This is a genomic window from Streptomyces sp. NPDC058008 (assembly GCF_042886395.1).
In the GTDB taxonomy this organism is placed as follows: domain Bacteria; phylum Actinomycetota; class Actinomycetes; order Streptomycetales; family Streptomycetaceae; genus Streptomyces.
Window position 1 is genome coordinate 150510 of sequence record NZ_JBHVQX010000002.1, and the last position, 24778, is coordinate 175287.

The 24778-nt window shown below is 72.8% G+C and carries 20 protein-coding genes; 8 read left to right on the top strand and 12 right to left on the bottom strand.

Annotated features, from left to right (window positions below; genetic code table 11):
• Positions 1–130: 130 nt before the first annotated feature.
• Positions 131–385, top strand: coding sequence for a hypothetical protein (locus tag ACFVS9_RS02425; protein WP_389929570.1), 255 nt, complete (start codon positions 131–133; stop codon positions 383–385).
• Positions 386–447: 62 nt separating this feature from the next.
• On the opposite strand, the gene ACFVS9_RS02430 is transcribed toward ACFVS9_RS02425, so the two are convergent.
• The 4 genes from ACFVS9_RS02430 to ACFVS9_RS02445 all read right to left on the bottom strand — a co-directional run bounded on the left by ACFVS9_RS02430 (position 448) and on the right by ACFVS9_RS02445 (position 5220).
• A complete protein-coding gene (locus ACFVS9_RS02430) occupies positions 448–678 on the bottom strand; it encodes a hypothetical protein (RefSeq protein WP_389929572.1) in 231 nt (76 codons plus the stop codon).
• Positions 671–940, bottom strand: coding sequence for a type II toxin-antitoxin system prevent-host-death family antitoxin (locus ACFVS9_RS02435; RefSeq protein WP_389929574.1), 270 nt, complete (start codon positions 938–940; stop codon positions 671–673). Before ACFVS9_RS02435 ends, ACFVS9_RS02430 begins: the two co-directional genes overlap by 8 nt.
• A 386-nt stretch (positions 941–1326) precedes the next feature.
• Positions 1327–2559 (bottom strand): DUF2993 domain-containing protein, encoded by a 1233-nt coding sequence (locus tag ACFVS9_RS02440; RefSeq protein WP_389929576.1) that lies wholly within the window; start codon positions 2557–2559, stop codon positions 1327–1329.
• A gap of 69 nt (positions 2560–2628) precedes the next feature.
• Complete coding sequence (locus tag ACFVS9_RS02445) at positions 2629–5220, bottom strand: discoidin domain-containing protein (protein ID WP_389929578.1); 2592 nt, start codon at positions 5218–5220, stop codon at positions 2629–2631.
• 91 nt (positions 5221–5311) lie between these two features.
• Between ACFVS9_RS02445 and ACFVS9_RS02450 the strand changes: the two genes are divergently transcribed.
• Positions 5312–5794 carry a cupin domain-containing protein gene (locus ACFVS9_RS02450; protein ID WP_383118491.1) on the top strand — a complete coding sequence of 161 codons (483 nt, stop codon included), beginning with the start codon at positions 5312–5314 and terminating at the stop codon, positions 5792–5794.
• A 21-nt stretch (positions 5795–5815) separates the two neighbouring features.
• Here the strand turns inward: ACFVS9_RS02450 and ACFVS9_RS02455 are convergent, their stop codons facing one another.
• A complete protein-coding gene (locus tag ACFVS9_RS02455; protein WP_389929580.1) occupies positions 5816–6937 on the bottom strand; it encodes a threonine synthase in 1122 nt (373 codons plus the stop codon).
• Positions 6938–7332: 395 nt separating this feature from the next.
• Between ACFVS9_RS02455 and ACFVS9_RS02460 the strand changes: the two genes are divergently transcribed.
• From ACFVS9_RS02460 to ACFVS9_RS02485, 6 genes are all read left to right on the top strand, one after another.
• Entirely contained in the window at positions 7333–8085 is a 753-nt protein-coding gene (locus tag ACFVS9_RS02460; RefSeq protein WP_383116236.1) for a GntR family transcriptional regulator, read from the top strand.
• A 202-nt stretch (positions 8086–8287) separates the two neighbouring features.
• A complete protein-coding gene (locus ACFVS9_RS02465) occupies positions 8288–9994 on the top strand; it encodes a purine-cytosine permease family protein (RefSeq protein WP_383116235.1) in 1707 nt (568 codons plus the stop codon).
• 211 nt (positions 9995–10205) lie between these two features.
• Positions 10206–10388 (top strand): SPOR domain-containing protein, encoded by a 183-nt coding sequence (locus ACFVS9_RS02470; protein WP_383116234.1) that lies wholly within the window; start codon positions 10206–10208, stop codon positions 10386–10388.
• Positions 10389–10431: 43 nt separating this feature from the next.
• Positions 10432–10836 carry a (deoxy)nucleoside triphosphate pyrophosphohydrolase gene (locus ACFVS9_RS02475; protein WP_389929582.1) on the top strand — a complete coding sequence of 135 codons (405 nt, stop codon included), beginning with the start codon at positions 10432–10434 and terminating at the stop codon, positions 10834–10836.
• Positions 10837–11243: 407 nt separating this feature from the next.
• A complete protein-coding gene (locus ACFVS9_RS02480) occupies positions 11244–11681 on the top strand; it encodes an ATP-binding protein (RefSeq protein WP_383116232.1) in 438 nt (145 codons plus the stop codon).
• A 193-nt stretch (positions 11682–11874) separates the two neighbouring features.
• A complete protein-coding gene (locus ACFVS9_RS02485) occupies positions 11875–14454 on the top strand; it encodes a SpoIIE family protein phosphatase (RefSeq protein WP_389929794.1) in 2580 nt (859 codons plus the stop codon).
• A gap of 182 nt (positions 14455–14636) precedes the next feature.
• Here the strand turns inward: ACFVS9_RS02485 and ACFVS9_RS02490 are convergent, their stop codons facing one another.
• From ACFVS9_RS02490 to ACFVS9_RS02520, 7 genes are all read right to left on the bottom strand, one after another.
• The gene (locus tag ACFVS9_RS02490; protein WP_389929584.1) at positions 14637–16598 is read right to left on the bottom strand and encodes a TPM domain-containing protein; all 1962 of its coding nucleotides are present in this window, start codon (positions 16596–16598) and stop codon (positions 14637–14639) included.
• A 229-nt stretch (positions 16599–16827) separates the two neighbouring features.
• Complete coding sequence (locus ACFVS9_RS02495; RefSeq protein ID WP_383116230.1) at positions 16828–18288, bottom strand: glucoamylase family protein; 1461 nt, start codon at positions 18286–18288, stop codon at positions 16828–16830.
• 149 nt (positions 18289–18437) lie between these two features.
• Positions 18438–19640: a glycoside hydrolase family 1 protein gene (locus tag ACFVS9_RS02500; protein ID WP_389929587.1), complete on the bottom strand. Its 1203-nt coding sequence runs from the start codon at positions 19638–19640 to the stop codon at positions 18438–18440.
• Between the two features lie 85 nt (positions 19641–19725).
• The gene (locus ACFVS9_RS02505) at positions 19726–20601 is read right to left on the bottom strand and encodes a carbohydrate ABC transporter permease (protein ID WP_383116228.1); all 876 of its coding nucleotides are present in this window, start codon (positions 20599–20601) and stop codon (positions 19726–19728) included.
• A complete protein-coding gene (locus ACFVS9_RS02510; RefSeq protein WP_383116227.1) occupies positions 20598–21584 on the bottom strand; it encodes a carbohydrate ABC transporter permease in 987 nt (328 codons plus the stop codon). Before ACFVS9_RS02510 ends, ACFVS9_RS02505 begins: the two co-directional genes overlap by 4 nt.
• Positions 21585–21589: 5 nt before the next feature.
• Complete coding sequence (locus tag ACFVS9_RS02515; RefSeq protein WP_383116226.1) at positions 21590–22834, bottom strand: sugar ABC transporter substrate-binding protein; 1245 nt, start codon at positions 22832–22834, stop codon at positions 21590–21592.
• 862 nt (positions 22835–23696) lie between these two features.
• On the bottom strand, positions 23697–24752 hold the full coding sequence (locus tag ACFVS9_RS02520) for a LacI family DNA-binding transcriptional regulator (protein WP_389929590.1): 1056 nt from the start codon (positions 24750–24752) through the stop codon (positions 23697–23699).
• Positions 24753–24778: the final 26 nt, after the last annotated feature.

The following is a 24778-nucleotide window of genomic DNA, read 5'->3' on the forward strand; positions in this document are numbered from 1 at the left end:
TCCCGATCGTGATCGTTTCAACAAGGTAGGCTACTCGATGGAGTTGGACCTTACGGGCCTGCAGAGAATCCCAGAGGAAAAGCTAGTGCTAACGGAGATTCGATATTTGGCGCTAGTGCAATTTGACCTCATGGCACTGTATCGCCGTTGGGGTCGACCGGATGTCGCAGTAGACGATCTGGCCGAATGGCTGTGCTTCGCCTTCGCGTTGCCCAATGGGGAAAAATTCGCCCTGCAGCGGGAGGCGCTTCATCCACCTACACCTGGATTCCTCCTCAGTGTGACCCGGGCGCTCTTCTCCGCGGAAGCGGCAGAATCGGTGATTGAAGCGCTTGATGTTCCAGGCGCATTCTCGGTTGAGTTGAGCGCCGAGGTTGTCAGCTAGGCGCGATTCTCCGTGACGGCTCGCCAGTTCAACTGGCGAGCCGTTTCGGTTTTCTTGAGGTATCACGCTGCTTCGAACCGGACCGCCACTGCCAAGTTCAGGACGGGAGTATTCGACGTCGGGGACGCTGGTAGGCAGGTGGCACTATCAATCCGAAACTCGGACGCGGTGAGGTCGAACGGATCGCCTTCCAGCTCGGTCAGCTTGGTCAGGAGGCGCAGCGTCGTCTCGCGCGGGATCTTCCGGAGCTCGGCCTGCGCCTCGGGGCGGAAGTCCGTTCGGTACTCACTCACGGCGCGCCAGCGTCTCCCTCATGACGTCCTCGATCGGGATGCCGGGTGCGGCGTTGGCCATGCGCTCGTCGATGATCCGATTGATCTCGCGCTCTTCCCACTCCTGGTACCTGCGCAGTACCTCGACGGAGACGACGGCGGCGACTTCCTTGCTGCGGCGTGTGATCACGGTGGGTACGTCATCGCGGTCGGCGCGGTCCACGACCTCCGCCAGATGCGCGTGTACGTCGCGGATGGTCTCTATGGGCAACGGTTGCGTCATGCGCTCAGGTGTACCGAGTGTCCCATGTGTCCTATGTGTACACAAAGGGTGTGGCTGGCGGGTGGCGTCCTTCGTTTCAGCTCCGCGTGCTGGATGTGCTGGATGTGCTGGATGAACTCGCACTGTGCTGGATGGGTGCTGGATATACGGTTCGAGGCCGACGTTTCCGCAGCTCGCAGCCCTGCGCTACCTACCCGCTCCAACGTGTGGGAGGTCACGAACACCGCCGCGTCACTGATCCGGCCGACGCGTGCAGGTCGGCGCCGGCTCGGCCCTTCGGAGCCGGGCCTTTGCCCTTTGCCGTCCTGGGCGGGGTGGGAAGTGGGCGGCTGGCGGTGACCCGGGCGGCCTTGGACGTCCGTGGTGTGGGCTGCCCGGTCGCTGGGTCAGGGGGTGCCCACGGACAGTCCTGAGCCTGTGAGGCGTACCCGGATGCCGTCCTTCGCGACGCGGACGTCCCGGAGCCGTAGGTCGCCGTTCGGCGGTTCCGGGAGTTCGAAGGCCAGGGAGAGCCTGTCGGCGAGGACCGGGCGGGTGAGCTGGGACAGGGCGTCCAGGAGGCCGGGGTCCAGGCCCAGGGCGCGGAGGATCCCGGGGTTGTCCTTCGCCAGGTCGATGAGGTCGAGGCTCCGGGCCTGGCGGGCGAAGTGCGGGGAGCCGGTGAGTTCCGCGAGTTCGCCGTCGTCGTCCAGGCTCTCGCGTACGGTCGCCTCCGGCACCCCCAGCCGCTGCACGATCGCCGGGACCGACAGCAGCGCCCTCGCCTTGCGGGTCTCCCGGGCGAGGTCGGCCGAGGCCTTCCGTGTCAGGTGCAGACCGTCGGAGGCGCGCGGCCCGGGGCGGTAGGTGGCCAGCTCGCCTATGTCCAGGCGCATGCCGCCGATCTCCGTGGTGATGCCCCGGTCGGCCTGCCGCCGGATCGTCGCGTCGGCGTGCAGCCGCAGGTCGTGTCCGGCGACCGGGAGGGTGCCCCGGGCCTTGACCCGGTTGCCGCCCTCGCCGGTGAACGAGACCTGGGAGGCGCCCAGTTCGCGGTTGAGGTCGGCGAAGGACAGCAGGACGTCGCCGTCCACCCGCGGGATCTCGGCGCCGCGTACGGACGTGAGGCCGTCGGTGTCCAGCCGGATGTCCTGCGCCGTGGCCGACACCTTCGCCAGCGACACCCGGTCGGCCGCCACGTCGGGCACCGTCACCCGCACCGAGTCCAGCTTCCCGCCGGCGAGTTGGGTGAGGAAGGGGAAGCCGCCGATCTCCACCTCGGGGGCCGCGGCCAGGTCCAGTTGCCCCTTGAGGGTGTCCGCCGCCTTCCGCTCGGCGTACAGCACGGCCCAGCGGTCGGCCAGGGCGGCGAACGCCGTGAGGACGACCAGACCCGCCACCGCCTTCACGGCCAGTGGCAGCACGCCGGAACGTCGCCGCCGCCGGCGGGTGCCCCGGTGGGCGGCGGCGCGCGGGGGCCGTTCCGGTCGCGGGCCGGCCCTCCGCCGGGCGGCGTCCTCGCCGGGAACCCCGCCCGGCGGAGGGCCGGCGAGGGCTCCGAGCTCGTCGTAGGGGTCGTGGGGCGCTGCGGGCCGGTCAGGGGAGTGGTGACGGGGGTCGATGCGGTGCGGAGTGTGCATCACCTCATCCGAACACGAGGACCACCCCCGTTCGCAACCCGGACCGGCGGCGGCCGGCCTGACCCACGCTCAGCCGCCCTGTGCGCGGACCGTCAGTCCGCTCACCCCCGGCGGCTTCTCCGCGTCCGCCGAACTGACCGTCAGCCTGACCTGGCGGGCCGCGTCGCCCGGCCGGTACGGGCGCCAGGTGCGGCCGTCCAGAGAGGTCTCCAGGGTGTGGGAGGCCGGGGCGGTGTCCGTCCAGTCCGGTGTGATCGAGGCGATCCGGGTCACGCGGCGCAGGGCCACCGTCAGCGTGCCCGTCGCACCGTCCGGTGACCACGAGGTCGACCCGCTGCCGTCCACCGCCGCCTCGGCGTACAGGCCCGGTGCCTCGGAGGTGGCCGTCGCGGGGCGGCAGCGGGCCGCGTCCGACGTCGGGGCGAGGTCGGGGCGGCGGGTGGGGAGCGTGAGGGTGCCGGACAGCCGGCGCGGGCCCGCCGGGGTGTGCACGGTGAAGGGCGTGCCGTGCGTCAGCCGCACCGTGGTGGTCCGGGGGCCGATGGCGACGTCGTACGTACGGCCCCGGTAGCGCAGCCCCGACAGCCGCACGCCCTCATTGAGCTGCGGCAGCAGGAGCGGGTCGAGGCGTACGCCGTCCTCGCGCAGCCTGAGCCCGGTCAGGCCGTGGGTGAAGACCTGGAGGAAGCCGCCCTTCCCGGTGACGAAGTCCTCGGCCGGGAAGCCCGAGAGGGGGTCCTGGGCGCCGGACTTCTCCCCCCGCGCCTCGGAGAAGAGGTGGTACGGGCCGCGCACGAAGGGGCGTACGGCGCGCCGGAGGTACGTGTAGGCCGCACAGCCGGGCTCACCGGTCGCGGCGGCGTCGATCGCGTGCACCGAGTCGGTCATCGCGGGCCCGTCCGGGTCGGTGCGGGCGGCGTAGTAGTCGAGCGTCGCGGCGGCGGCGCCCTCGGGCATCGGCCACTCCAGCGGGTAGACCAGCAGCACCGTGTCGGCCTGCTTGATGGTCGAGCCGTTGTAGCCGGCGTACTGGAGGAACACCTTCCGTTCGGCGTCGTAGGGGATGCGCAGCCCGTCGGCGACCTCGGTCCAGCCCGCGGGTGCCGGGTGGCCGAGGAGTGCGGCGGCGCGGGTGGCGTGGCGCAGGGCGGTGGCGGCCACCGCGTTGGTGAAGACGCCGTCGGTGACACCGTTGCTGTACTCGTCGGGGCCCGCGACGTCCCTGACCGAGTAGCTGCCGTCGGCGTTCGCCGTGGCGCGCGACTGCCAGAAGTCGGCGATCCCCTTCAGCAGCGGCCACCCCCGCCCGGCCAGCCAGGCCCGGTCGCCGGTGGCCAGGTAGTACTGCCAGACGGCGAGCGCGATGTCGCCCTGGAGGTGGATCTGGGTCAGGCAGTGCGGGGGGTCCCAGCTCTGGCACTCGGAGTCCAGACGTCCGCGGCTCGCGCTCGTCCAGGGGTAGAACAGCCCGGCGTGGCCGAGCTTCCGGGCGTTCGCCCGGGCGGCGTCGCGGGTGCGGTAGCGGTACTCGACGACGGAGCGGGCCAGTTCCGGGCTGGTGGCCAGCAGCCCCGGGTACATCCAGGTCTCGGCGTCCCAGAACACCATGCCCGCGTAGTTGTCGCTGCTCAGAGCGGCCGGGGCGATGCTGTCCGACGCGCCGGGCCGGGTGCCGGCGAGCAGCCCGTACCGGGCGGACCGCAGCCAGGCCTGGAGGTCCGGGCTGCCCGGTACGGCGATGTCGGCGGCCCAGGCGGTCCGCCAGGCCGCCGCGTTGCCGGCGAGGACCCCGGACCAGCCGCGCCGGGCCGCCCGCCGCGCGGCGTCCCGCGCGGCCGCGAGGGGGGTGCGGGAGGTGAGGGCGGTGTCGACGCCCACGTACTTCTCGAAGGTGTACGAGCGGCCCGCCTCGACCCGGGCCGTGCGGGTGCCCCCGCCGGAACCGGTCTGGACGATCGCCCCCTCGGTGCCCGTGCCGAGCGTGCGGAAGGTGCCGTCGGACGCGACCGTGACCCGGCGCGCCCCGCGCTCGTCCAGCCGGCCGGTCACCGTCGCGGTGCCGCTCCAGTGCGGGGTCATCCGCAGGCGTACGGCGCCCGTGTGCACGTCGGAGCGGTCGGCCAGCACCTCGTAGGTCAGGTCCGTCGCGCGGCCGTCGGCCGTGGTCCACCGCAGGGAGGTGACCACGACGCCGCAGCGCAGGTGGAGGGTCTGGCGGTAGCGGGAGACGCGGCCGGCGGGCGTGGCGGAGCCGTACGTCTCGGAGCCGACCCGTACGTCGAGCGTGGTCCAGGAGGGCAGCGCGGCGATCACCTCCCGGCCCCCGGCGAGGTCCTGGTCGCGGGCGTAGAGCCCCGCGACGAAGGCACCGTCGTACCGTGGTGTGTAGAGCGGCCAGCCCGTCCTGCCGCCCGTGGCGGCGTATCCGGCGCCGGTGGCGGGCACCCGGTGCCCCAGGTAGCCGTTGCCGACGTAGGGGTCGTACCCCTGGGCCTCGCCGAAGGTGGTGGAGCCCGGAGCCCACGAGGCGTCCGGCGGAGCGCCCCGGCTGCCGCACACGGCGGCCGGGGCGGGCCCGGCCGCGTGGGAGAGCGGGGGCGGCGGTGCTGCCAGCGCCGCCGCGATCAGGGGCGCGAGAACGGAGAAGCGCGTGAGGCTCACCGTACGAAAATAGGGAACGCCTGAGCGCCGCGGCGGTAGCGGCGCGCGGGACGAGCCGGCCGGTCCACGGCCGGAGGCAGGAGAGCGCCACATGTCCTATCCGGATCCCGTCCACATGGACGGCGCGGGCGAGATCAGTGCGCGGTACCGCCCGGCCGGCACCACCCCGGACCTGCTGACACGCGACGGCGGCAGCACCCACTACCTCGCCACGTCGGACTCGACGCACGGCGAGTTCGGGCTGTACCGGATCGACATGGGTCCGCGCGCGGGCGGCCCGGCGGAGCACTTCCACCGGTCGATCTCCGAGTCCTTCTTCATCCTCGACGGGACGGTGCGGATCTACGACGGCGAACGGTGGACCGACACCACGCCGGGCGACTTCCTGTACGTCCCCCAGGGCGGCCTGCACGCCTTCCGCAACGACTCCGACGAGCCCGCCTCGATGCTGCTGCTCTTCACCCCGGGGGCGCCCCGCGAGGAGTACTTCGAGAAGGTGGGGCAGGTCTCCGACTGGCCGGAGAAGCAGCGGGCGGAGTTCTTCATCAAGCACGACACGTACTGGACGGAGTGAGGGCGGGCGCGCGGCCCGGCCTCAGGGCGCCAGGCCCGTCTTGAGCCCGGCCCCGCACAGCGGGACGACCACGCTGCGGTCCGTCGTGCCGCCCACCGCCGCCCAGCAGGCGACCCCGGTGGTCTCCACGAAGAGGCCCCGGCCGGCCAGGTCCTTCTGGGCCGCCCTGATCTGGTCCTCCGTCACCGTCAGGAAGGTCCCGCCCGAATCCCGGACGGCGGCGAGGATCTGCCGGGCGCGCGGCGGCCGGGGGATCGCGATCCCCTCGGCGAGGGTGGGAAGTGCCCGGCCCGGACCGTCGTCGAGGAGCCCGGCGGCCCCTGCCCGGAACGCCGCGGCCAGCGGGGACACGGCCTCGGCCTGTACGGCGATCAGGGCCGGGCGGCGGTCGATCAGGCCGTGCGCGAGGAGTTCCGCGGTGGCCAGGGCCGCGCCCAGGAGCAGCGTGCCGTTGCCGACCGGTACGGCGAGGGCGTCGGGCAGGGTGCCGCCGCGTTCCTCCCAGATCTCGTAGACGTACGTCTTCGTGCCGTGCAGGAAGTACGGGTTGAAGACGTGGGAGGCGTAGAAGGTGCCGGGGGCGTCCGCCGCGGCCCGGGCCGCGGCGGACGCGGCCTCGCGGTCGCCGGGCACGGTCTCCGGGCGGGCTCCGTGGGCGCGGATCTGCTCGGTCTTCCCGGGAGAGGTCCCCTCGGGGACGTAGACGGTGCACGGCAGTCCGGCCCGTGCGCAGTACGCGGCGACGGCCGTCCCCGCGTTGCCGCTGCTGTCGGCGACGACCCGGTCCGGGGAGAGCCTGCGGGCGAGTTCGGCCAGCATCACCGCGCCCCGGTCCTTGAAGGAGAGCGTGGGCATGAGGAAGTCGAGCTTGGCCGAGACATGGCCGGTGAGCGGGACGAGGGGGGTCCGGCCCTCGCCGAGGGAGACGGCGGCCGGTCCGGCGAGGGGGAGGACCTCCTCGTAGCGCCACAGCGAATCGACCCGTCCGGCCAGCGCGTCGAGGGGTACCGGCGCCAGTGGACCGGTGTCGAGGTCCCAGGGGCCGCCGCACACCGGACAGCACCAGTCCAGCAGGGCGGAGCCGGACCGGGAGCCGTCCCGCGGGCAGAGGTAGGAGGCGGCGGGCAGGGGGGTGTCGGCCATGGGACGAACCTAGTCCCCGGCCGGCCCCTGATCCGGTCCCGCTGCCCTGATCCGGTCCCGGTGTCCTGATCCGGTCCCGGTGCGGCGGGCGCGGCCCGGCCCTGCCCGGCCGGTGACCGGTCCCGGGCGCCGGCGCGGGCCCGTCGTCCCGTTCCGGTGGGCGGGCGCGGCGTGCGGCCCCGTGCGGCGGGGCGTGACCCGGATTCCCTCGGTGGGCGCACGGCTTCGTGGACCGGAGCTGATCGGGCGCCGGGGCGCGTCCGACGCATACCTGCACCAGGTATGCGCTGGTGGGCAGGGAATCATCACTTCGGGTGAAACTCTGGCCCGTGCTTGCGGTACTCAACCCACGGTTGTCACGCTGTTGCTGTCTGTCAACCTGTTGGGAGTGGCCTGTGCCTTTCGGTGAGCAGCCCGCCTATCTGCGCGTGGCGAGCGATCTCAGGGAGAAGATCGTCAACGGCGCGCTGCCGCCCCATACGCGCCTGCCCTCGCAGGCCCGCATCCGCGAGGAGTACGGGGTCTCGGACACCGTGGCGCTGGAGGCGCGCAAGGTGCTGATGGCCGAAGGGCTCGTCGAGGGGCGGTCGGGTTCCGGCACGTACGTGCGCGCGCGTCCGGTCCCGCGCCGGATCGCCCGCTCCGGTTACCGGCCGGGATCCGGGGCCAGCCCGTTCCGCCAGGAGCAGACGGCTGAAGGGGCGCGCGGGACCTGGGAGTCGCGCAGCGAGCAGGAGGGGGCGAGCCCCGAGGTCGCCGAGCGGCTCGGGATCGAGCCGGGTGACCGGGTGATGCGCACGCGCTACGTCTTCCGGGAGGCGGGGGAGCCGATGATGCTGTCCACGTCCTGGGAGCCCCTGGCCGTCACCGGCCGCACCCCGGTGATGCTCCCCGAGGAGGGCCCGCTGGGCGGCTGCGGCGTGGTCGAGCGCATGGCGGCGATCGACGTCGTCGTGGACAACGTGGCGGAGGAGGTCGGCGCGCGCCCCGGGCTGGCGGAGGAACTCCTGGCGCTCGGCGGGGTGCCGGGCCATGTGGTGATGGTGATCGGGCGGACGTACTACGCCTCGGGGCTGGCGGTGGAGACGGCCGACGTGGTCGTCCCCGCCGACCGGTACCGGATTGCCTACCATCTCCCGGTCAGATGACCCCCGGTGCGGCAGGGGTGACAGGTGGGGCGGCCGTGGTGACCGCTGGGAGCGACTCCGTGTCCGCCCCGTGTGACGCCGAGTTAACGGCCGCCCGCCGCACGTAACCGGCGGGCAACCGTCCGCCGCCACGGCTTGTCATGTCCAAGTCCTAACTTCCCGTTCGTCACCGCACACCGGACCGACGGACGGGAAGCCACCGATGACGGACACCGCAACGCCCGCGACGGGCGAGGCGCCGCTGGAAGGCCCGGGGGCGCCCCGGCGCAGCTACGCCAGGCTCGCCGCCGACGAGAGCCGCGAGGACTACTCCCTCCGCTACGCGCCGCACTCCTTCCGGCGCTGGTCGCCCTCGACGGTCGCGGGGACGGCGCTCGGCGGCATCGCGTACCTCGCCGACTTCGCGATCGGCGCGTCGATCGTCTTCACCTACGGATTCACCAGCGGGCTCGCCTCGATCCTGGCCGCCGCGGCGATCATCTTCCTCACCGGGATCCCGATCGCCCGGGCGTGCGCGAAGTACGGCCTGGACATGGACCTGGTCACGCGCGGGGCGGGCTTCGGGTACTTCGGATCGACGCTGACCTCGCTGATCTACGCGTCCTTCACGTTCATCTTCTTCGCGCTCGAGGGCTCGATCATGGCGCAGGCCATGCACCAGGCCGTCGGGCTGCCGGTCGAGGCCGGATACCTGGTCACCACGCTGATCGTCATCCCGATCGTGTTCCGGGGTATGGGCGCGCTGGCCAAGGTGCAGGCCTGGACCCAGCCGGTCTGGATCATCGGCATGGTGCTGCCCTTCGTGGTGCTCGCCGTCGAAGCGCCCGGCTCCTGGGGGGCGTTCACCTCCTTCACCGGCACCGAGGGGGCCGCGCCCGGCTTCTCCTGGGTCGCCTTCGGGCTCGGGACGGGCGTCGCGCTCTCGCTCATCGCCCAGATCGGGGAACAGGCCGACTACCTGCGCTTCATGCCGGCCAGGACCGAGGCCAACAAGCGGCGGTGGAACCTCGCCGTCCTCGCCGCGGGGCCCGGCTGGGTCGTCATCGGGGCCGCGAAGCAGCTCGGCGGGGCCTTCCTCGCCTTCGTGGCGCTGGAGGCGGTCGGCAAGACACACGCCCTGGAGCCGATCGCGCCGCAGATCGAGGCCCTGAAGCCCTGGCTCGGCTCCTTCGCCCTTCCGGCCGCGGCGCTCTTCGTGATCGTCTCCCAGGTCAAGATCAACGTGACCAACGCCTACAGCGGATCGCTGTCCTGGTCGAACTTCTTCTCCCGGATCACGCACCGGCACCCGGGCCGGGTCTGGTACATCTTCCTCAACCTCGTCATCGCGCTGACGCTGATGGAGATGAACATGTTCGCGGCCCTGAACAAGCTGCTGGGCTTCTACTCCAACGTCGGCATCGCCTGGATCGTGGCCGTCGCCGCCGACCTGGTCATCAACAAGCGGATCGGACTGAGCCCCCGCTACATCGAGTTCAAGCGCGCCTACCTCCACGCCGTCAACCCGGCCGGATTCGGGGCGATGGTGATCGCCTCGACCGTCTCGATCCTCGCCTTCTTCGGGCTGTTCGGCACGTACGCCGAAGCCTTCTCCACCTTCATCGCGGCCGGACTCTCCCTGATCCTCTGCCCGTTGATCGCCTGGCTGACGAAGGGGAAGTACTACCTGGCCCGTCCGAACCCGGTGAACGGCCCCGGCGTCGAGATCGCCGACATCACCGCCACACACACCTGCGCGGTGTGCGAGACCGCCTACGAGCTGCCCGACATCGCGGACTGCCCGGTCAGGCCGGGTCCCATCTGCTCGCTCTGCTGCTCGCTGGACGCGGAGTGCGGAGACGTCTGCCGCAAGGAGCCCGCGGGCCCGGTGCTCATGCCGATGCCCGTCGTGCGCGCTCCGGCCGGCTGACGCGCGGGGGGCGTGACAGGCCACAGAGGGGGCGCATTCGGGAGAGTGCGCCCCCTTTGGTGTGGCCGGATGCGTATCTCTTTGTGTAAACACGCATCCGCTGAGTGAAGGTCAGGCGTACGCTCGGGCATATGCGTACTGCGGTTTCCTGGGGATCCTTAGAGACGTGCACGCCAGTGGGGAGAGGGGCGGAATGCTGGGGAGGAACGGCATGACGGACAACGGCGCCATGCTCCCCTGGTCGGTGATCAGGCAGGACGGCAACGGCAACCGGTACAGCGTCGGGCGCTACGCGACGGAGGACGAGGCGCAGAAGATCGCGGACGGTCTGCACCGCCACGGAAACGAGCGGCTCTACTGGGTGGAGCGCACGAGCCGGAGCGCGCGCCCTTAGGGAGGGCCCGGCGGGAGCGGGGCCACCGGCTACGCTCCGGCCCATGAGTGATTCCGTGGTGGTGGCCGGGGCCGTCTGCGACCGTGGGCGGCTGCTGGCCGCCCGCCGCAGCGCCCCACCGGAGCTGGCCGGCCGCTGGGAGCTGCCCGGCGGCAAGGTGGAACCGGGAGAGAGCGGCGAGCAGGCGCTCGTACGGGAGCTCCGGGAGGAGCTCGGGGTGGAGGCGGAGCCCCTGGAGCGCATCCCCGGCGAGTGGCCGCTGAAGCGCGGTCACGTCCTCCGTGTGTGGACGGTCCGGCTGCTGTCCGGTGAGCCCCGCCCGCTGGAGGGCCACGACGAGCTGCGCTGGCTCACGCCGGAGGAGACGGACACCGTCGACTGGCTGGACCAGGACCGCCCCGCCGTGGCCGAAGCCGTACGGCGGCTGCGGGAGGCCTCGCGCGCCTGAGCGGCACCGGGACGGCACCCGTGCTGACTCCGGAACCCCGGAATCCCCGGACGCCGGGCCGGCGGGCGGAAGCCCGGACGGCGGACGCCGGCGGGTTCCGCCGAGGAGTCCCGGGGGCGGCGCCGGGCCCCGCCGCGGAACCGGCCGGCGCGGCGGCGGGTCGTGGAGCGCGCCCGGCACCGCGAGCGAGCGGGCCGTCGCCGCCGGAAGGCGCCCGCCTCGTCCGGCCGGTCCGGCGGGTAGCGCGCCCGGACCCGCGACGCGCTCCCGGCCCGCACCGGGCCCGTCAGCGGTGAGTACGCCCGTACGTACGATGCGTCACCTTCTGCGATAAGTTGTGCCGAGTGCGGGGTATGTGCCGATCAGGCCCTCTGAACAGGGCGCGCCCCCGCTGTCGGCCCTGGGAAGTGATCGGAGTGACCGGAACCGACGGCGATCGTGCCGAGTGGACGTTCCCGGCGGTGCCGGGCTCCGTGCGCAGTGCCCGGCACGCGGTCCGTGACGCACTGCACTCCTGGGGGTTCGACGGGGGCCTGGGCGACATCGCCGAGCTGCTCGTCAGCGAACTGGTGACCAACTCCCTGCGCTACGCCTCCGGCCCCATCGGCGTCCGGCTCGTGCGCCCGCGCCCCGACGGGCAGGGGCCCGGGGGCGGGTCCGACGGCTGGGGGCTGCTGGTGGAAGTCTCCGATCCGGTTCCGGATCCGCCCACCGAACGCAGTGCCGGACCCGAGGACGAGGGCGGTCGCGGACTGCAGCTCGTGGCTTGTTCCGCTCGCCGCTGGGGGACCCGGCGCGGAAAGACCGGCAAGACCGTGTGGTTCGAGCTCGCTCTGCCTGGTTAGGAGTGGGGTGGGACGCACAGCGATCACCGGAGGTCGGGCAGGACCTGGCTGAAAGGGACTGAGACCGTGCTGTGATCGTGAACGTCGTGCCGGTGAGGCCCGTAGTGCTGAATACTGCGGGCAGGACCGGTCCGGTGTGTGAGCTGGAGGGGACGGTCGCGTGAGCGAGATACCTGGGACGGCGGGCGACGTCATGTGGCAGAGCAGCCCGCCCGGCTCGATCTATGACTACATCAGGGTCGCCTCGTTCTCGATCGGGCCGGACGGCCTGGTCGAGCAGTGGAGCAGGCGGGCCGCGGGTCTTTTCGGCATGACCTCCGACGAGGTGGTGGGCAGGGACCCGGTGGAGGCCTTCATGCCCGCCGAGCTGCGCCCGGACGCCCGTCGGCGGGTCGGCGAGATCCTCGACGGCAAGGAGTGGACGGGCCTCGTCCCGTTCCGGATCCCGGGCGAGGACGCGGTGCGCGGACTCGCCGAGATCTACGTCATGCCCAGCGAGACGGAGACCGGTGAGCGGGCGGCGCTCTGCATCGTCGTCGATGTGCGGGCACTCCGCCGCATCGAGACGGACCTCGCCGCCTCGCAGGCGATTTTCGGTCAATCTCCCTTCGGTTTCGTGCTCTTCGGCACCGATTTCACGGTCGTGCGGGCCAACAAGCGCTTCGCCACCGTCTTCGGGGGCGAGGCCGACGACCACCGCGGACGCACGGTCGACGACTACCTGGCCCGGCCGGAGGCCGAACGCCTCGCCGGCACGCTCAAGCGCGTCCTGGAGACCGGTGACGCGGTCACCGACCTCCAGCTCGTCGGCACCCCGCCCGGCTCGCAGGGCCGCCGCCACTGGTCCATGAACCTCTACCGGGTGCACAGCGGCTCCGGTCGCCCCGTCGGCATCGCCGGACTCGCCACCGACGTCACCCAGCGGCACATCGCCGCCCGGGAGGCGGCCAGCGCCCGGCGCAATCTCGCCCTGCTCAACGAGGCGAGCGCGCGCATCGGCAACTCGCTCGACCTGGAGACCACTGCCCGCGAACTGCTCGACGTCGCCGTGCCCGGCTTCTGCGACCTCGCCTCGGTCGACCTGTTCCAGGGACTGCTCACCGGCGAGGAGGCCTCGCCCGGCAGCTGGGGCCGGTACCACCAGGAGTCCGGCAGCGGCTCGGCCGAGCTGCGCCGGGTGGCCCACGCCAGCGCCGTGTCCGACGCGCTCCCGGGCGTCCTGCCCGCCGCCCGTTCCGGCGGCGCGGGGAGCGCCGGGGACACGGGCCCGCCCGCCCTCGGCGCGGTCCACCGCTATCCGTTCCACTCACCCTGCGCCGTCGCCCTGCGCAGCGGCCGGGCCGAGGACGTGCCCGGCGACGAACGCGGCTTCGTCCACTCGACCCTCGCCGTGCCGATGGTCGCCCACGACATCGTCGTCGGGCTCGTCCAGTTCTCCCGCACCAAGGGCAGCGAACCCTTCGGCGAACGGGACCGGGCGCTGGCCACCGAGCTCGCGGCCCGTGCCGCCGTCTGCATCGACAACGCCCGCCTCTACCGCCGGGAGCACGAGCGGGCGCTCATCCTCCAGCGGAGCCTGCTCCCGCCCGGCGACCCCGAGGCCGCGGGCCTGGACATCGCCTGCCGCTACCTTCCCGGCAACACGGCCACGGAGGTGGGCGGCGACTGGTTCGACGTGATCGAACTCCCCGGGCACCGCACGGCCCTGGTCGTCGGCGACGTGATGGGCCGCGGACTGCGGGCGGCCGTCGCCATGGGCGAACTGCGCACCGCCGTGCGCACACTGGCACTCCTGGACCTGGAACCCGCCGAGGTGCTCTCCGCCCTCGACGAGGTCGCCCGCGGCCTCGGTACCCCGGGCGGCGGCGAGCGGAGCGACGGCTTCGGCGCGGGGGGCGGCTCCCAGTGGCCCTCCCGGGCCGCCCACAAGTCACGCGAGGCCGACCTCTCCGAGGTGTACCTGGCGACCTGCGTGTACGCGGTGTACGACCCGGTCACCCGGCGGTGCACCTTCGCCAACGCCGGGCACCTGCCGCCCGTGGTGGCCGAGCCGGGCGAGCCCGCCCTGCTGCTCGACGTACCGCCGGGCATGCCGCTCGGCGTCGGCGGCGAACCCTTCGAGGAGGTCGAGGTGGAGCTCAGGGAGGGCTCCCTGCTCGCCCTCTACACCGACGGGCTCGTCGAGTCCCGCGACCACCCCCTCGACGAGGGCCTCGACGCCTTCCGGCAGGCGCTCACCGAACCGTCGCAGCAGCTCGAAGACGTCTGCGACCACGTGCTGAGGACCCTCGACACGCGCCACGGCGAGGACGACATCGCCCTGCTGATGGCCCGTATCCAGGGCCTCGCCCCGGACGCGGTGGGCGACTGGCGGCTGCCGCGCGAGCTCCGTTCGGTCGGTCGCGCCCGTGAGCTGGCCCGCGCGCAGCTCACCGCCTGGGACCTGGACGAGCTGGTGGACACCACCGAACTGCTCGTCAGCGAACTCGTCACCAACGCCCTGCGCTACGGCGAGGGCGAGATCAGGCTCAGGCTGCTCCGCGACCGTACGCTCGTCTGCGAGGTGTGGGACGCGGGGCTCGTCCAGCCACGGCGCCGGCGGGCACGCGACACCGACGAGGGCGGACGGGGACTCCAGCTGGTCGGGCTGCTCAGCGCGGCCTGGGGTTCGCGGCGCACCCCGCGCGGCAAGACCGTGTGGTTCGAGCTGGGGCTGCCCGACGGGGAGCCCGCGGCCGAACTCTCCGTGGAGCAGCTGCTCAGCATGTACTGACGTGCGGGGCGGGCGCCCCGTGCTCACGGGGCGGACTCGGGCGGCACGGGAGAAGGCCGACGCCCCGCGAAGCGCGGGCGCCGACGGCGCTCGCCGCGAGGCCCGTCGACGTGATGGACCCGATGTCCGGACCCGGCCGCTTCGAGGACACGGCGCGGGTGATGGCCCCCCCCCGGCGGGCGTCAGAAGCGGCCGTCGCCGCCCCGCCGCCCACGCGTCCCGCCGCCGCCGAAGCTGCCGGGACCGCCGGCCCCACCGCCCAGCCCTCCGCTGAGCAGGATGCCCCCCAGTACGGCGCCCTCCGGCCCTCCCTTGCCGCGCGGACCGCCGTAGCCGTCCCGGTCGCGGTAGACGCGTACGTCCCGCTCGGCCAGGTCCCGCGCCTGAGCGGCCAGGGCTTCCGCCTGCCGTACCTCGGCCAGGGCGCCCCGGGGGTCGTCGGCCGCCGACAGCTCACCGGCCCTCTCCCACCGCCGCCGGGCCTCCGCGAGCCGGGTGCGTGCCTGGCTGCCGATCGCGCCGCGGTGGGTGGTGACGTAGTCCTCGGCGCCGTCGACCGCCGCCCGCGCGGTGAGCGCCGCCCCGTCGAGCAGGGAGCGCGCCCGCAGGCCGTCCCGCCCGCGCTCACGGGCCCCGGCCAGCGCCTCGTGTGCCTCCACCACCCTGCGCAGCGCTTCGACGGGGTCGTACGGTCCGGCCGCGAGCTCGCGTCCGACCTCGTCGACCACCGCCCGGGCCCGGGCGGCACCCGCCCGGAGATCCGCCGTGGGCACGTCCTCCGGAGTGCCGTCGAGCAGCCTTCCCGTGTCCGCGAGTTCCGTCTCCGTCCCGGTGAGCGCGTCCGGCAGCGCGGCCTCGGCCCCGGCCAGCTCCCCGGACCGCCGGTCGACCGCGTCCAGCAGGGTGGCCGCCTGACCGACCGCCCCTTCGGCGGCACGGACGTACACCGCGGCCCGCGCGTCGTCGTCCCGGTCCACGGCACGGCGGGCCTCGTCGAGGGCGCCGGCGGTGAAGGCCAGCCGGTCCCTGGCCTGGCCGAGGTCCCCGGCGGCGGGGGCGGACGCCGACGGGGCGTACCGGTCGCGCATCGCGCCGAGCGCCGCCTCGGAGGCGGCGGCGCGGGCGGTCAGTTCCCGGAACACGGCCGCGGCCGCCGCGACGGCCTGCGGGGCGGTCCGCTCCAGGGCGCGCAGCCGGTCGAAGTCCTCGGACACGGCGTCCAGGCGCCCGTTGGCGTCCGCGCAGCGGGTCACGATCCCGTCGAGCATGCGGCGCCGGGCCGCGTCGTCCTCCGGGAGGGCGTCGTCCAGCTGCTGGCGCAGCCGGAAGGCGGCGGCCAGCTCACCCTCGGCATGCCGCAGGGCCCCGGCGAACGGGGCCGCGGCCTCCTCCCCGAACCGGGCGGTGACGAAGCCCAGTTCCTCCTCGCTGGTGCGTACGGCGTCGTCCGTGTCGACCAGGTCCGCCTCGGCCCGCGCGTCGAGATCAGGCAGCGGCAGCGGTACCGGCGGCTCAACCGCCTCGTCGGTCCCGTCGCCCCAACGGCCCACTCCCGTCCCCATGCCCCAGCGGCCCGGCGTCGTCCGGGTCCTCGTACGCCGTCTGCGGCGGCCGAAGGTGAGGGCGGCGAGCACTCCGGCGACGACGAGCACGACCAGCGGCACCAGTACGTTCCCCGAGACCCCGGTGGGGTTGCCGCTTCCCCGGTCCGGGGCTCCCGGCGCGGCGGCGGGGTCACCCGCGGGCTCCGCCGTCCGGCTCGCCTCGCCCCGGAGCCGGGCCGTGGGCAGCGGAGAGCCCTGGCCCGCGGTGCGGGCGTACCGCCGGTCGTGCGGGACGGGGGCCGGCAGCGCGTCGCGCCGCCCCGGACGGTCGCGGGCGGAGAAGCCGGGGACGTACGCCACGGGGAGCCGCCGCGTGGCGGACGACCGGCCCGGCGCGGTCTCCGTCCGTGGCTCGTGGGCGCCGGGCACGCCCACCCGCTCGGTGCTCCGCCCGTCGGGGGAGAGGGGAACGGGCGCCTCCGCCCGGGCGCCCGGGGTGCCCGGCAGCCCGATCCAGAGCAGCGCCGTCAGGGCGGCGAACAGGATCCTGCCGGGTATCGAAGGCCGGGGCGTCCCGGTGCGGCGCGCAGACGGGGTCACATGTCGGAGGCTATGTCCGCCCACTGCCGCCCGCGACCCGGCGCCTCCCGTACCGTCCGCCGGCCGGTACGGAACACGACGCCCGGCAGGCCGGCACGCGAGGCACCGGGCGGAAGACCGGCCGACACGGCGCCGGGCCTCCGTACGGAACGGAACGCGGCGCCGGGCCCCCGTACGGTACGGAACGCGGCGCCCGGCCCCGCCCCGGTACGGAACGCGGCCGCCCGGATCAGATGCTGAAGCGCTCCGCGGCGAGCAGCGGGCGTACCCGCGACCGGAAGCCGCCCGTGCGGAACGGCCGCTGCAACAGCCCGGGCCGCAGCTCCTGCGCCAGCGCGGCGATGATCATGCCCTGGTCGAGCGCCAGCATGAAGTCGCTGACGCGGCCGGTGCCGACGTCGACCGAGTCCCGGAAGCCGTACCCCTCGTGGTAGGCGCCGAAATCGCGCTCCAGCGCCCGGAGGTTGGCCAGCGCCTCCCGGCGGGCGTACGGCAGCGCGAGGAACGACGCGTGCGGGGTGACCACGCCGTGGGTGAAGGCCGAGGGATCGGGCAACGGCTCGCCGTCCGTGGTGTACGTCCGGTCCGTGTTGGAGGCGTAACCGTCGACCTGCATGCCCAGGGCGTCGACGCCGTACTCCTGGTAGCCGCCCTGGGGGATGTCGGCGGGCGAGAAGCCCCAGTAGCCGTACCGCGCCTCCCGCAGCCCGTGCTCGATCTGGCTGCGGACGTAGCGCCGGTGGCTGCGGCCCCAGGACCGCGGCGACCACTCCGGCTCGGGGACGAACAACGGCACCATCAGCGCCTCGAACATCGAACCGCCCCAGGTGGGGACGAACTTCCGCCCGCCGTGGGTGTAGTGCCCCTGCCAGACCCGTACGCCGTCCATCACGGCGTACGCGCCCTGCGGGTGCTGCTCCTGCTCGTGCTCGGGGAGCATCGTGCGCAGCATGTGCCAGTAGTGCCCGGTGGGCAGGGAACCGTCCGCGATGCCGAGGTAGCTGGCCATGCGGGGCTCGGTGTTGAGGGCCCCGTAGTGGTGGGCGGTGGGCTCGCCCGTGTCGGTCCAGAAGCCGCCGCGCAGCTGTCCGGGACCGGCCACCGGGTCGGACGGGTCGTACGGCGTGTAGTAGTACGACCAGTCGGCGGTGGAGAGGATCCGCTCGATGCGGGGGCGGAGTGAGGGCGCGGCGTCGGCGGCGATCCGCAGTCCGGTGACCAGCCAGGCGTTGTCCACGGAGGAGAGGAACGGGCGGACGGGGTCCCCGGTGCCGGGCCACTCGGTCAGGACGGACCCGTCGTGGGCGTCGTACCAGTTCAGCCAGAAGCCGTGGTGGCGCTCCAGCTTCTCCACGGCCCCGACGGTCCGTTCCAGCGTGCGGAGCATCGCCGCCTCGCCGATGACCCCGAGCCCCGCTGCGGCCACCGCCGACCAGAGGCCGCAGCCGATGTTGGTGGGCGAGGTCTGGCGGGAGACGACGGGCGCGGCACCGCTGACGTCGATCTTGTCGGCGGTGAGACCGAAACCGGTCGTCATCGCCTCGATGGAGCGGTAGGTGTCACGGAACCAGGCCGACAGCTGCCCGGAGCCGGCGGCCGGTGCGGCGGTGGCGTGGGGAGCCGCGAGGGCTCCGAGGGACAGGGCGGCGGCCCCGGTCCCGGCAGCGCCGAGAAACGTGCGACGGTCCATCGGAAACCTCTCAGAAGGAGTGTCATCGACTGCCACGTCGGGCGGGCCCGGACGCGTCCGGGCCGGGTGGTGCGGGAGCCGTCGCCGGTCAGGTGACGACGGCTCCCGCACCGGAGGGACCGTCAGGCGGTCCCGTTCGGGGGCCGGTCTCAGCCGGCGGTGCGGGGCATCTCGCGGGAGCGGCCGAGGGAGCCCAGCCACTCGGCCGAGGGACGCGCGGTCCGCTCGAACGTCTCCCAGTCCACGCCGATCAGGCCGAACGTCGGCGTGAAGGAGCCCCACTCGTAGTTGTCCAGGGCGCTCCAGGCCAGGTAGCCCTGGACGTTCAGCCCGTCCTCGATCGCGGAGGCCACCTCGTTCAGCGCACCCGCGTAGTAGTCGACGCGCCGGGTGTCGTCGGAGGTGGCGATGCCGTTCTCCGTGACGATCAGCGGCATGCCGGTCCCGACGACCTCGGCGGTGTGGCGCAGTGCGTGCCCGACCGCTGCCGGGTAGTACTCCCACTGCGTCAGGGTCCGCTCGACGTCATCCGCGGTCGGGATCGGGCCGTCGGCGCCGATCTCCGTACGGGTGTAGGACTGCACACCGATCCAGTCGTCGCCGCGGGCCGCCTCGATGAAGACGTCCTCACGCGGGTGGCGGTAGGCGGCGGTGACGCTCTCGGCGCCCGGACGTGCCTGGTAGACCTGGTTGGCGACGGTCCAGCCGACCTGGATCCCGGCGTCGAGGGCCCGGACCTCCTTCACGGCGGCGTGATGGGCGGCGATGACCGCCTCGGTGGTCTCGTCGTCCGGGGTGGGCAGCCCGGCGGGCGGGAAACCGATGTCGCCGCGCTTCGCCTGGCCCGCCATCACGGCGATCATGTTCGGCTCGTTGATCGTGCAGACGTGGCTGACGCCCTCGGAGATCACGGGCGCGCAGGCCGCGACGTACCGGGCGAAGAGCTCGGTGGCGCCGTCGGCCGTCCAGCCGCCGCGCGCCTCGAACCACTGCGGCACGGTGAAGTGGTGCAGGGTCACCATCGGACGCAGGCCGCGGGCGATCGCGCCCTCGACCATCCGCCGGTAGTGGGCCAGTTCGGCCCGGGAGAACATCCCCTCGGCGGGCTCGATGCGCGCCCACTCCAGGGAGAAGCGGTAGTCGGTGAAGCCGAGGGACGCCAGCAGGTCCATGTCCTCGCGCCAGCGGTGGTAGCTGTCGCAGGCGTCCAGGCTGGGCTCCTGGATGTGGGTGCCGGTGGAGTGCTCCTTCACCCACCAGTCGCTGTTGGTGTTGTTGCCCTCGATCTGGTGGGCGGCGGTCGAGGCGCCCCACAGGAAGCCTTCGGGGAACGGGACAGGGGTGTGGGTCATCGCGGAATGTCTTTCCTGTGCGTGAAGGGGTGTGGCCGCGCGGTCGGGTGCGGCCCCGTGGACGTGCGGTGGGCGGCCGGGCGGGCTACTTCATGCCCGCCGTGGCGATGCCCTGGGTGAAGTGCCGCTGGAGTGCGATGAACAGGACCAGCACCGGCAGTACGACCAGGAAGGCGCCGGCCATGAGCATGCCGTTGGAGCCGCCCGCCTTGTTGGGATCGGTGACGAAGGTGGCAAGAGCGACCGGGAGCGTGTACTTGTCCGGGTCGTTGGTCGCGATCAGCGGCCAGACGAAGTTGTTCCAGGAGCCGAGGAAGGTGAAGATCGACAGCGTCGCGAGGGCGGGCTTCACCAGCGGCATGACGATCCGCCAGAAGATGTACCACTCTCCGGCGCCGTCCATCCGGGCCGCTTCCAGCAGCTCGTCGGGGATCGACTGCATGAACTGCCGCATCAGGAAGACGCCGAACGCCCCCGCCGCGAACGGCAGCACCAGACCGGCGTACGAGTCGATCAGCTTCAGCTTGCTCATCAGCACGAACAGCGGCAGCAGCATCAGGTTCCCGGGCACCATCAGCGCGCCCAGGACCAGGCCGAAGATCTTGTCGCGGCCGGCGAACCTCAGCTTGGCCAGCGCGTAGCCGAGCATCGAGCAGAAGACCAGGTTCGAGACGGTGACCAGCACCGCCACGATCACGGAGTTCATGAAGTAGAGCGGGAGGTCCAGCTTGTCGAGCAGTTCCCGGAAGTTCGCCAGCGTCCACTCGGTGGGGACCCACACCGGGGGACTGGCCGACAGGTCGCTCGCCGTCTTGAACGACGAGAGGGCCATCCAGAGGAACGGCGCCGACATGATCAGCAGGCCCAGCGAGAGCAGGACGTAGACCAGGGGACGCCGGGGGCTGCGGGGCTTGCCCGTGGGGGCCGTCCGCACGGCACCGGGTGCTTGGGGGACGGTCATTTGGTGTTGTCCTTCAGCAGTCGGAGCTGCAGCACCGTGATGCCCATGATCACCACGAAGAGCACGTACGCCATGGCGCTCGCGTAGCCCATGTGGAAGAAGTTGAAGCCCTCGCGGTACATGTTCAGCGAGACGGTGAGCGTGGAGTCGGAGGGGCCGCCCTGCGTCATCACGAAGGGCTCCTCGAAGACGTTGAGGTAGCCGATGGTCGTGATCACCGTGGCGTAGAGGAGCGTGGGCCGCAGCAGGGGGACCGTGATCGCGCGGAACTCCTGCCAGACCCCCGCGCCGTCGAGCCGCGCGGCCTCCCGGACCTCGGTCGGGATGGCCTGCAGACCGGCGATGAAGAGCACCATGACCGTACCCACGTTGCGCCAGACCGCCATCGCGATCATCGACGGCATCGCCAGCGCCTCGGAACCGAGGAAGTCCGGTGCGGTGAGGCCCACTTCGGAGAAGAGGCCCGCGACCAGCCCGTCACTGGGGTCCAGGACGAACCGCCACACCACGGCGACCGCCACGATCGTGGTGACCACCGGGGCGTAGAAGCCGACCCGGAAGAAGGTCCGCGCCCGGTCGATGCCGTTGTTCAGCAGCACGGCGACGACCAGCCCGAGGGCGATCGTCAGCGGGACGCCCACCACGACGAAGTACGCCGTGTTGAAGAGCGACTTGAGGAACTTCTCGTCGCCGAACAGCTCGACGTAGTTCTCGAAGCCGATGAAGTTCGCTTCCCACGGGCGGGTGACGTTGCGCAGCCCGAAGTCCGTGAAGCTCATCAGCAGCGTGGCGAGGATGGGGAACGCCATGAAGACGGTGAACAGGACGAGGAAGGGGGTGGAGAACAGCCAGCCCGCGGCGTTCTGCACACCCATCGGGCGCTTCCGGCGCCCCGTCCCGTCCCGGCCGGCCCGGGGCGCCGGAGCCCCGGGGCCGTCCTTCACCTTGGCCGGCTGCGCGGCCCCTGCGGTCGTGGTGCCCATGGCTCCTACTTCACGAGGCCTTCGATCTCGGACTGCGCGGTCCTCAGCGCGTCCTCGGCGGAAGCCTTGCCCTGCGTCACCTTCGCGACGGCCTGGTCGACCTTGTCGGTGATCTCCGTCAGCTTCGCCGTGGACGGCGAGGCCTTGGCGGTGTCCATCTGCTTCCGGAAGACCTGGAGGTTCGTGTCCTGGGCGAGCTTGCCGGAGTCCCAGGCCGCGGTGTTCGCGGGGAGGTCCTTCGTGCGCTCGTACCAGTCGGCCTGGCCCTCGGTGTCCGTGAGGTACTTGATGAACTCCGTGGCGGCGGCCTTGTGCTCACTGTCCTTGGAGACCACGAGCGAGGAGCCGCCGGCCATGGACACGGAGGACGGGCCGGCCGGGACGGGGGCCACCGCCCACTTGCCCTCGATCTGCGGCTGTCCCTCGTTCAGCAGGGTCACGTGCCACGGGCCGCCGAAGAACATGGGGACCCGGCCGTTGCCGAAGTCCTTCACCACGTCGTACCCCGGCTGCACGGACTTGTTGGCCAGGCCCTTGTCGAAGTACGCGCCGTACTCCTTCAGCGCGCTGACGGCCTCGGGGCTGTCGATGACGGCCTCGCCCTTGTCGTCGAGGATCGCGCCGCCCGCGGAGTAGAGGAACGGGTAGAAGTTCTGCACCGTGTCCAGACCGCTGGGCTGGATGGACAGGCCCCACTTCGTACCGGCCTTCGCCTGGTACGCGGTCGCCAGGTCCCGCATCTCCTGCCAGTTCGCGGGCGCCTTGTCGACGCCGGCCTTCTTCGCGAGGTCGGTGCGGTAGTAGAGGACCCGGGTGTCGACGTACCACGGCACGCCGTACGCGGTGCCGTCCACCTCGCCCTGGTTCCAGCCGGCGGGGAAGAAGTCCTTCTTGTCGAACGTCTTCGTGTCGACCGGCTCCAGGACGCCGAGCTCGGCGAACTCTCCCATGTAGCTGCCACCCATCTGCGCCACGTCCGGCAGGGTGCCGGCCGCGGCGGCGGAGACGAGCTTCTGGTGGGCGACGTCCCAGCCGACCGGGGTCACCTTGACGGTGACGTTGGGGTTGGCCTTCTCGTACACCTCGGCCACCTCCGCGAGCTTCTCGCCCTCGGCGCCCATGGCCCAGACGGTCAGCGTCTGCTTCGCGTCCGCGGCGACGTCGTCGCCGCCGGAGCCGCCGCAGGCGGAGAGACCGAGGGCGAGGGCCACGGTGAGGGCGGCGGAGGCCGTTCTGGCGGTGCGGGACATGGAGGGCTCCTCCTTGAGCAATCCGAATGTATGCGCTGCCTGTAAGCGCATACATCACTCTGCGGCAGTGGTTCGGGAATCCGCAAGAGGGTGCTGGGTCACACTCGTGCAACGTGCTCGACATCTGGAGGACCGCTCGCTGAACCGTAAGCACACCGTTTGCGGATTTGAAGTGGATGTGACCGATTCCGCTTCCTTTGACGGAATTCGGGCCTCCGGGCCCGGGCCTCCCGTGGAGGGGTCCCGCCGTGGGTCCGGAGAGGCGGGGAGGTCCTGCCCGTCCTGTTCGCGGCTCCGTTCGTACGCGGCTTCCCCTTCGGCCCCGCCTGCGGCCGGACCCCGGACGATCTGCCGCGCGTGCCCGCGCCCGGTGCCCCCGAGGGCTTCGCGGCGTCAGGGAAGGCGCGTCACGGCCAGGTCCACGCGGTCGTCACCGCCCCGAGGCCGGTCCGGGGCCGAGGGGGAGCGCGACGGGGTTCGGTCGGGGAGGAGCGCGACGGGGTTCGGCCGAGGGGGAGCGCGACGGGGTTCGGCCGAGGGGTGTGCCGGGGCCCGGCTGAGGGGGAGCGCGACGGGGTGCGCGACGGGGTTCGGCCGACGGGGTGCGCGACGGGGGGCGCCGGGGCCCGGCTGAGGGGGAGCGCGACGGGGGCCGACCGCACGGCCGTGGGCTTCACCTCCATCGCGGCGCGCGCTTCTCCGGGGCGTGGCTCCGGGGCTCACGGGGCGGCCGGTTCGGGCGACGGATCCTCGGGCGGGGAGTGCCGGGGCCGTCCGGGCGCCCGGAGTACGCGGGCCCGTGAGGCGGAGCGGGGGCTGCTCCTCCCGGTCCCGGAGTACGAGGGCCCGCTGGGCGGCTCCGTCAGCCGCAGCCGCAGCTCGCCCGGCGGGCCAGGGAGACGGGGAGCTCCAGGGACACCGGGTCCCGGGCCGGTTCGGCCAGGCGTTGCACCAGCAACTCCACCGCCTGCTCGCCCAGTTGCCGGATCGGCTGCCGTACGGTCGTGAGCGACGGGCGCACGATCCGGCTCAGCGGGATCCCGTCGAAGCCGGTCACGGCGATGTCGCCGGGAACCCGCACCCCCCGCCGCTCCAGCGCGCGCAGCGCCCCCACCGCCATCTGGTCGTTGGCGAAGACCATGGCCTGCGGCCGCTCCGTACCCCGGTCGAGCAGCGTCTCGGCGGCCCGCGCCCCCTCGGCCCTGGTCATCATCCCGGTGCGCAGGTCCGGTGCGTCCGGGACCGGCAGCCCGGCGTCGCGGCACGCCTGGCGGAAGCCGCGGAACCGCGCCTCGGCGTCGGGGGAGTCCGGATCGCCCCCGACGAAGCAGAGGCGGCGCAGGCCGTGGTCCTCGATCAGATGGCGGGTCAGCTCGCGTTCCCCGGCGGCGTTCGCGACGACGAGGTGGTCGAGGTGGTCGATCTCGCGCGGCCCGGCGAGCATCACCACCGGCAGCCGGCGCGATATGACCTCCAGGTCCTCGGTCGGCACGGTCTGCGCCAGCACCGCGAAGCCGTCCACCCGCCCCGCGACCTTCGCGACGAGGCTCTCCGGGCCGCCCTGGAGCGACGCCGCGATCAGGAGGGCGTAGCCGTGGCGGCGGGCCGCCCGCTCCATGCCGCGGATGATCTGGTCGGAGTACAGCATCGCCGCGTCGTCGGCCCCGCTGTCGGTCTCCGCGTCGGCCTCGGCGTCCGGATCGGAGTAGTCGGGGAAGCAGAGTCCCAGCACCCCGGTGGTACGGCTGGCCAGCCCCCGGGCGTTCCCGCTCGGCACGTAACCCAGGTCCCGGGCCGCCTCCAGCACCCGCTCCCGCGTCTGGGCGCGCACCGAGTCCGGGTTGCGGTAGACCCGGGAAACCGTGGCGATCGAGACGCCCGACCGCTCGGCGACGTCGTACACCGTAGGGGCGCTCACTCGACCGACCGTCCGCTTCTTCCTCG

Coding starts and splice junctions, on each gene's coding strand:
- ACFVS9_RS02470 (WP_383116234.1), top strand. CDS start 10,206: ATGACGGACAACGGCGCCATGCTCCCCTGGTCGGTGATCAGGCAGGAC.
- ACFVS9_RS02455 (WP_389929580.1), bottom strand. CDS start 6,937: ATGGCCGACACCCCCCTGCCCGCCGCCTCCTACCTCTGCCCGCGGGAC.
- ACFVS9_RS02465 (WP_383116235.1), top strand. CDS start 8,288: ATGACGGACACCGCAACGCCCGCGACGGGCGAGGCGCCGCTGGAAGGC.
- ACFVS9_RS02450 (WP_383118491.1), top strand. CDS start 5,312: ATGTCCTATCCGGATCCCGTCCACATGGACGGCGCGGGCGAGATCAGT.
- ACFVS9_RS02435 (WP_389929574.1), bottom strand. CDS start 940: ATGACGCAACCGTTGCCCATAGAGACCATCCGCGACGTACACGCGCAT.
- ACFVS9_RS02510 (WP_383116227.1), bottom strand. CDS start 21,584: ATGGGCACCACGACCGCAGGGGCCGCGCAGCCGGCCAAGGTGAAGGAC.
- ACFVS9_RS02425 (WP_389929570.1), top strand. CDS start 131: ATGGCACTGTATCGCCGTTGGGGTCGACCGGATGTCGCAGTAGACGAT.
- ACFVS9_RS02495 (WP_383116230.1), bottom strand. CDS start 18,288: ATGGACCGTCGCACGTTTCTCGGCGCTGCCGGGACCGGGGCCGCCGCC.
- ACFVS9_RS02440 (WP_389929576.1), bottom strand. CDS start 2,559: ATGCACACTCCGCACCGCATCGACCCCCGTCACCACTCCCCTGACCGG.
- ACFVS9_RS02515 (WP_383116226.1), bottom strand. CDS start 22,834: ATGTCCCGCACCGCCAGAACGGCCTCCGCCGCCCTCACCGTGGCCCTC.
- ACFVS9_RS02485 (WP_389929794.1), top strand. CDS start 11,875: ATGTGGCAGAGCAGCCCGCCCGGCTCGATCTATGACTACATCAGGGTC.
- ACFVS9_RS02500 (WP_389929587.1), bottom strand. CDS start 19,640: ATGACCCACACCCCTGTCCCGTTCCCCGAAGGCTTCCTGTGGGGCGCC.
- ACFVS9_RS02475 (WP_389929582.1), top strand. CDS start 10,432: ATGAGTGATTCCGTGGTGGTGGCCGGGGCCGTCTGCGACCGTGGGCGG.
- ACFVS9_RS02505 (WP_383116228.1), bottom strand. CDS start 20,601: ATGACCGTCCCCCAAGCACCCGGTGCCGTGCGGACGGCCCCCACGGGC.